Origin of the sequence: Bradyrhizobium sp. Mp27, assembly GCF_029953005.1 — a bacterium.
GTDB classification, from domain to species: Bacteria; Pseudomonadota; Alphaproteobacteria; order Rhizobiales; family Xanthobacteraceae; genus Bradyrhizobium; species Bradyrhizobium barranii.
The window spans coordinates 88,520-95,626 of record NZ_JASAUS010000014.1; the positions used below are offsets into that span (position 1 = coordinate 88,520).

The 7,107-nt window shown below is 64.7% G+C and carries 8 protein-coding genes; 3 read left to right on the forward strand and 5 right to left on the reverse strand.

Annotation, left to right across the window (positions count from 1 at the left end):
* Positions 1–23: 23 nt before the first annotated feature.
* Both QJT78_RS11440 and QJT78_RS11445 read right to left on the reverse strand, forming a co-directional pair.
* The gene (locus tag QJT78_RS11440; RefSeq protein ID WP_028150193.1) at positions 24–1,325 is read right to left on the reverse strand and encodes an ammonium transporter; all 1,302 of its coding nucleotides are present in this window, start codon (positions 1,323–1,325) and stop codon (positions 24–26) included.
* 133 nt (positions 1,326–1,458) lie between these two features.
* Positions 1,459–1,797, reverse strand: coding sequence for a P-II family nitrogen regulator (locus tag QJT78_RS11445; RefSeq protein ID WP_008142802.1), 339 nt, complete (start codon positions 1,795–1,797; stop codon positions 1,459–1,461).
* A 239-nt stretch (positions 1,798–2,036) separates the two neighbouring features.
* On the opposite strand from QJT78_RS11445, the gene QJT78_RS11450 reads away from it, so the two are divergent.
* On the forward strand, positions 2,037–2,948 hold the full coding sequence (locus QJT78_RS11450) for a DUF4339 domain-containing protein (RefSeq protein WP_028150194.1): 912 nt from the start codon (positions 2,037–2,039) through the stop codon (positions 2,946–2,948).
* Between the two features lie 37 nt (positions 2,949–2,985).
* Here the strand turns inward: QJT78_RS11450 and tesB are convergent, their stop codons facing one another.
* Positions 2,986–3,849 carry an acyl-CoA thioesterase II gene (gene tesB, locus QJT78_RS11455; RefSeq protein ID WP_028150195.1) on the reverse strand — a complete coding sequence of 288 codons (864 nt, stop codon included), beginning with the start codon at positions 3,847–3,849 and terminating at the stop codon, positions 2,986–2,988.
* Between the two features lie 216 nt (positions 3,850–4,065).
* On the opposite strand from tesB, the gene QJT78_RS11460 reads away from it, so the two are divergent.
* A complete protein-coding gene (locus QJT78_RS11460; protein WP_038943484.1) occupies positions 4,066–5,286 on the forward strand; it encodes a ubiquinone biosynthesis hydroxylase in 1,221 nt (406 codons plus the stop codon).
* A 190-nt stretch (positions 5,287–5,476) separates the two neighbouring features.
* On the opposite strand, the gene QJT78_RS11465 is transcribed toward QJT78_RS11460, so the two are convergent.
* Both QJT78_RS11465 and QJT78_RS11470 read right to left on the reverse strand, forming a co-directional pair.
* Positions 5,477–5,674: a Trm112 family protein gene (locus QJT78_RS11465; protein WP_011083431.1), complete on the reverse strand. Its 198-nt coding sequence runs from the start codon at positions 5,672–5,674 to the stop codon at positions 5,477–5,479.
* A gap of 61 nt (positions 5,675–5,735) precedes the next feature.
* Positions 5,736–6,266, reverse strand: a complete 531-nt coding sequence (locus QJT78_RS11470) for a TetR/AcrR family transcriptional regulator (protein ID WP_028150197.1) — start codon at positions 6,264–6,266, stop codon at positions 5,736–5,738.
* Positions 6,267–6,357: 91 nt separating this feature from the next.
* Between QJT78_RS11470 and QJT78_RS11475 the strand changes: the two genes are divergently transcribed.
* Entirely contained in the window at positions 6,358–6,708 is a 351-nt protein-coding gene (locus QJT78_RS11475; protein WP_038943485.1) for a hypothetical protein, read from the forward strand.
* Positions 6,709–7,107 lie beyond the last annotated feature (399 nt).

Genomic DNA, 7,107 nt, shown 5'->3' on the forward strand with positions numbered 1-7,107 from the left:
CTTATGTGTCGCGCAAGCCCCGATTACTGCAGCGCTTCTCCGTGCTGCGAAATATCCAGCCCCTCGAGCTCGTGCTCACGGGATACGCGCAGGGGCACGAACAGGGAGACCAGCTTGAGCAGGGCGAAACTCACGCCGGCCGCCCAGACGAAGGTGACGGCGACCCCGTAGAGCTGGATCAGCAATTGCTGCGGATGCCCCTCGATCAGGCCGGCAGTGCCGCCGATCGCGCTGGTCGCGAACACGCCGGCCAGTAGCGTGCCGGTCAGGCCGCCGATGCCGTGGACGCCGAACACGTCGAGGGAATCGTCATAGTTGAAGCGGTGCTTGAGCCAGGTGCAGGCCCAGTAGCAGACGGCGCCTGCGACGATGCCGATGACGATGCCATGCCAGGGCGCAACGAAGCCCGAAGCCGGCGTGATCGTGCCGAGCCCGGCGACCGCGCCGGAGATCATGCCGAGCACCGACGGCTTGCGCCGGGTCGACCATTCGATCGCGCCCCAGGTCAGCGCGCCGGAGCAGGCCGCAAGATGCGTCGCGATGATCGCCAGCACCGCGCGTGAATTGGCCGCGCCTGCCGAGCCGCCGTTGAAGCCGAACCAGCCGACCCACAACAGGCCGGTGCCCATCACCGCGAGCGACAGATCGAACGGCGACAGATTTTCCGTGCCGTAGCCGTGGCGGCGGCCCATCACCTTGGCGGCGACGAGGCCGGCGGTGCCGGCCGACAGATGCACGACGAGGCCGCCGGCGAAATCCAGCACGCCCATGCTGGCGAGGAAGCCGCCGCCCCACACCCAATGCGCCAGCGGAATGTAGACGAAGATGAACCAGGCGACCGAGAACACCAGATAGGCCGAGAATCGCATCCGGTCGGCGACCGAGCCCGCGACCAGCGCCACCGTGATGATGGCAAAGGTCATCTGGTACAGCATGAACAGCGCTTCCGGGATCGTCTTCGCCGCCGGGTTGACGCTGTCCATCGTCATGCCCGCGAGGAACCAGCGGTCGAGCGTGCCGATCCAAGGCCCGTCGCCGACGAAGCACAGCGAATAGCCGAACGCCACCCAGAGGATCGAGATCATCGTCACCGCGGCGAGGCTCTGCGCCATGGTGGCGAGCACGTTCTTCTTGCGCACCATGCCGGAATAGAACAGCGCCAAGCCGGGGATCGTCATCATCAGCACCAGCGCGGTGGCGACGATCATCCAGGCGGTGTCGGCGGTGTTGATCTCGGAGCCCGCGGCGTATGCGGGCGCCGCAACGAACGTCACAAATCCGAGCGGCGCAGCCATAGCAGCTGCGCGGCGCAACAATCCCGCCATGTCATTCCCCCCGGCATCAATTGGCGTCGCACGCTGTGGCGTCGTTGCCCGGTGCGATCGAAGAAGGATCAAAGCGTTTTCGAGCGAAGTGGATACCGGTTCGCGTGAAGAAAACGCGTCAAAACAAAAAGCCTTAGAGCGCGTCGCTGTCGGTTTCGCCGGTGCGGATGCGCAGCGCGTGGTCGATCGGCGTGACGAAGATCTTGCCGTCGCCGATCTGCCCGGTGCGCGCCGTCGCGGTGATCACGGCGACCGCCTTGTCGGCGACGTCGGAGGCGACCGCGATCTCGATCCGCAGCTTCGGCAGGAAGTTCACGACATATTCCGCGCCGCGATAGATCTCGGTATGACCCTTCTGGCGGCCGTAGCCTTTCACCTCGGTCACGGTCATGCCGTGGACGCCGATCGCGGTCAGCGCCTGGCGGACTTCATCGAGCTTGAAGGGTTTGATGATCGCGACGACGAGTTTCATGGTCAGGCCTATTCCCCGGGGATGCGCCACGCCGTATGTCCCCGGCGCAGCGTCAATCTGGCATCTTTCCGGGCAAATGGCATAAAAAACTTGCAGACTGAAGCGGAAAAACGTTTGGCCATGTGAACCGCCGCCTCTGTACAGGGCATCCGTTCATCCTTCACAATGCGTTTTTGGCATGGATGCGGTGAACCGAAGCGTCCCGGCCGGTACAAAAGTATGTTTGAGGGGGACGCTTCATGGCGAGTTGGTTCTACGCATCCGAGGGCAAGCAACAGGGACCCTATCCGGAAGGGCAATTCCGCGACCTGGTCGCGCAGGGAGTTGTGCGCCCGGATACGCTGGTGTGGTCCGAGGGTATGGCCGGCTGGCAGAAGGCCGCCGAAATCCCCGGCCTGATCGGCGGTGGCGGTGCGCCCCCGATGATGCCGGCCGGCGGTCCGCCGATGATGGGCTCCGGTGGTTACGCTGGCGCCGGCTACGCTGGTGGCGGCGGTGGCAGCGGAGGAGCGCTGGCGGTTGATTTCGGCATCCTCGAGTTCACTTGGCGCAGCATCGTGATGCTGATCGGCATGTGCCTCATCATTCCGGTGCCGTGGGTGTTCGTCTGGTACACGAAATGGATCGTGTCCTGCGTGAAGGTGCCCGGGCGGCCCAATCTCAGCTTCACCGGCAACGCGATGACGCTGGTGCCCTGGTTCTTCGGCTTCATCGTCCTGGCGATCGCGATCGGCGTCATCGGCAGTGCGCTGCTCAGCAATCTGCTGTTCATCGCGCAGATCGTGCTCTACTGGCTGCTGATCAAATGGATGGTCGCGAACCTCGCCTCCAACGGGCAGCCGCTCGGGCTCAGCTTCTCCGGCTCAGCTTGGGCCTATATCGGCTGGAATCTGTTGTTCGCGATCTCGATCATCACGATCATCGGCTGGGCCTGGGTCGCCGCGGCGCAGATGCGCTGGTTCTGCCGCAGCATCGAAGGCACGCGCCGTGAGATCGTCTTCAAGGGCAGCGGTCTCGGCATTCTCTGGCGCGGCATCGTCGCCGCGATCCTGTCCAGCCTCATCATCCCGATCCCGTGGGTGTATCGCTGGATCATGAACTGGTTCGCGTCACAGACCGAACTCGCTCCGCGCGGGTCGCTCGGAGCTTGATCGCAAATCCCAGGCGCGACGAACTCGCGCCTGGGCTCTAGGACTTGCGCTCGCGCACGGAGCCTTCCTGCGCGACGGAGGCGACCAGCGTGCCGTCGGGCTTGAAGATCGAGCCGCGGGTCAAGCCGCGGCCGCCCCGCGCGTTCGGCGAATCCTGCGCGTAGAGCAGCCATTCGTCGGCGCGGAACGGGCGGTGAAACCACATCGCGTGGTCGAGGCTCGCGGGCATCATGCGCTTGTCGAACAGCGTGCGGCCGTAGCGCGCCATGATCGCGTCGAGCAGCGAAAAGTCCGAGGCATAGGCCAGCGCGCACATGTGCAGCGCCGGATCGTCGGGCAACTTCGCCGCGGTCCTGATCCAGACGTGAATGCGGCCATCCTCGATCTTCTGGCCGAAATAACGGCTGAGCTCGACCGGGCGCAGCTCGATCGGACGATCGGACTCGTAGTAGCGGCGGATGAACTCCGGCATCTCCTTGAACATCGGCTGCTTCGCCACCTCCTCCGCCGTGAGCTTTTCCGGCGGCGGCACGTCGGGCATCTTGTCCTGATGATCGAACGCGCTCTCCTCGTCGATGTGGAACGACACCATGATCGAGAAGATCGCGTTGCCGTGCTGGATCGCAGTGACGCGGCGGGTCGAATAGCTCTTGCCGTCGCGCAGGCGCTCGACCTGGTAGATGATCGGGATCTGCGGATCGCCCGGCAGGATGAAATAGCAATGCAGCGAATGCGGCAGCCGGCCCTCGACCGTGCGGCAGGCCGCAACCATCGCCTGCCCGATCACTTGACCGCCGAACACCCGCTGCCAGCTCGTCTTCGGGCTGTTGCCGCGGAACAGATTCACCTCGAGCTGTTCGAGGTCGAGGATCGAGATCAGGTCGATCAGGCTTTTGGACATGGTGGTGCTTTCGAAGCATCTCGTCATTCCCGGGCATCGTGACAGCGATGACCCCGGAATGACGAGCCGATAACCTCTGGATTCCGGTTTCGCGCCTGTGCGCGTTCCGGAATGACGGAATGAGGCAGTTCCGCCCTTGCTTCACCGCACTGTTTCGCCCACCTCAAGTCTGCTAGCAAGGCCTGGAAAAGCCGAAGTGTGAGCCAGGAATTTGGTATGCCGGTACAGAGTAGCATTGTCATTGGTGGTGGCGCGTTTGCCGGCCTCGCGCTGGCCCTGGCGTTGCGCCAGGGGCTCGGGCCCGAGATTCCCGTCATCGTCGCCGACCCCGCGCTCGCGACCCGTCCGAGCCGCGACCCGCGCGCGACCGCGATCGTGGCCGCCTGCCGCCGCCTGTTCGAGGCCATCGGTGCCTGGGACGCGGTCAGGGGCGAGGCGCAGCCGATCCTCGACATGGTCGTCACCGATTCAAAGCTGGAAGACGCCACCCGTCCGGTTTTTCTGAACTTTGCCGGCGATGTCGCACCGGGCGAGCCCTTTGCGCATATGGTCGAGAACCGCCGTTTGATCGACGCGCTGGTGGTGCGGGCCGAGGCCGAGGGCATCGATCTCCGCGCCACGACGGTCGCGTCTTACGACGCGCGCCCGGAAGGCGTCGACGTGACGCTTGGCGACGGCAGCGTGATTGCGGCAAGCCTGCTGGTCGCCGCCGATGGCGCGCGGTCGAAACTGCGCGAGCGCGCCGGCATCGTCACCCACGGCTGGGAGTACGATCAATCCGGCATCGTCGTCACCGTCGGCCATGAGCGCGATCACGACGGCCGCGCCGAGGAGCACTTCCTGCCCGCCGGTCCCTTCGCGATTCTGCCGCTCTCCGGAAAACGATCCTCGCTGGTGTGGACCGAGCGCCGCAGCGAGGCCGCGCGCATCATCGCGTTGAGCGACGAGGAGTTCCATGGCGAGCTCGAGCGCCGGTTCGGCCTGCATCTCGGCGAGGTCAAGGCGCTCGACAAGCCGCGCGCGTTCCCGCTGTCCTATTTCGTGGCGCGCTCCTTCATCGCCGAGCGTCTCGCGCTGGTCGGCGATTCCGCGCATGTCATCCACCCGATCGCGGGCCAGGGCCTCAACATGGGGCTGAAGGACGTCGCAGCACTTGCCGAAGTCGTGGTCGATGCCGCGCGGCTCGGCATGGATCTCGGCGGCGCCGACGTGCTCGAACGCTACCAGCGCTGGCGCCGCTTCGACACCATGGCGATGGGCGTTGCCACCAACTCGCTGAACTTCCTGTTCTCCAACCAGTCGACGCTGCTGCGCACGGTGCGCGACATCGGCCTCGGCCTCGTCGACCGCGCCCCGCCGCTGAAGAACCTCTTCATCCGCCAGGCCGCCGGTTTGACCGGTGAGATCCCGCGGTTGCTGAAGGGCGAGGCGTTGTAGTCGCAATCACCCCTGTCGTCCCGGGGCGCGCGTAGCGCGAGCCCGGGACCCATAACCACAGGGAGATGTTTGGCGAAGACTCGGAGTTTCCAGCTCGTTCCACAACCACTCCCTGTGGTTATGGGTCCCCGCTTTCGCGGGGACGACACTCAGCGCGTGGCGCGGTCATCGCGCCACGAAGGCTAGAACCTCAATCGATCTTGCGCGCCTCTTCCGGCAGCATGATCGGGATGCCGTCGCGGATCGGGTAGGCGAGCTTGGCGCTGCGCGAGATCAGCTCCTGCTTCGCGGAATCGAACTCCAGCGGACCCTTGGTCAGCGGGCAGACCAGGATCTCCAGCAATTTGGGATCGACGCTGGTTTCGGGGCGTTCGGTGGGCGCGTTCATTGGGGTCTCCGAAGATCGCTTGCCTCTAGCACAGAAAATCGCGGCCGCCCATCGTATCGCCTCACGCGGAAACCATCCGCAGGATCTCATCGAGCAGGCCCTGAAGCCGCGCCGCCGGCACCGGCGTGCCGGACAGGGCAAAGCCGAGAAAGGTCCAGTACAGGACCTGCGCGCGGGCCTGCGCCGCTGCCGGCGTGAGCCCGCGCTTCTCCAGCAGCGTCTCGATATAGTCGATCCTGCGGCGGTCGATCGCGCGCACTGCGTCTTGCGCGGCTGCATCGAACGCGGCCCAATTGCGCACCGCGCGCTCGAGATCGAGCCGCGCGCCAAAAGTCCTGCGCAGCAGTGCCTTCAGCGGTTCGTCATCGGCGGCTTCCACGTCGGCGATGATCTGCTCCGCCGCGATCTCGCGCCAGCGCTTCAGAATGGCCGCATGGAACGCGCCGAGGTCGGCGAAATGCCAATAGAAGCTGCCGCGCGAGACACCCATGGCCTTTGCAAGCGGATCGGCCTTCAGCGCCGTAAAGCCACTCTTGGCGAGAGCCTTCAGGCCTTCCCTGATCCAGTCGTCGGCGGAGAGCTGCTCGGTCATGTCGGGTTCTCAAAGTCGGGCCATACACTAGTGTATTGACAGGCGGTGGACTACCCCCTATCTCACCATACACACATGTATGGAGGCCTCGATGCGTGATCTCTTGCTGCAGTGCTCCGGCGTCCTGACCATTGTCGTGGCCCTCATTCACGGCCTCCTCGGCGAGACCAAGGTCTTTCCGCGCGCGACCATCGAGCCGGAACGGCTGCGCACCCTGATCCGCCTGGTCTGGCAGGCCTCGACAGTCGCCTGGATCGGCGGCGGCGTGCCTCTGATCGCGGCGCCGTGGATGGGCTCGGAGACGGCGCGTCACTGGATCGTCGCGACCCTGGCCTGTGTGTTCGGCCTCTCCGCTTGCACCAACGCCTGGGCCACGCGCGGACGCCATTTCGGCTGGATGATGCTGAGCGCGGTCGTCGTGCTGGCGGTCGCCGGCTATTAGAGCGTTTTCGAGCGAAGTGGATACCGATACGCATCAAGAAAACGCGTCAAAACGAAAACCTAGAGCCTCGTTCCGATTTCATCGGAACGGGAACGGCTCCAGGTGCGGCGCATCGGAATTGCTCGCCATCGAACCTGTGAGGCGTAAGGCCGCAGCGACCGTCCAAATGCACGCTGCACGCGGAGAGCACTGATGTTTTTCGGACGGTTAGAATAACTCTAAAGCTGCCAGGCCCCGAACCGGATTGACTTCATCATCGCCTTTGCCCCCGCGGGTCACTTCAAATTCCTCCGGGTGTGGTCAGTCAAATTCCTCCACCCGCGAGGCAGGACAAGGGACTGTTAGTTTGAGTTTGTTTCCCGGGCAAGAGCTTCAGCGGCTTCTTTGAGCCGATAGCTG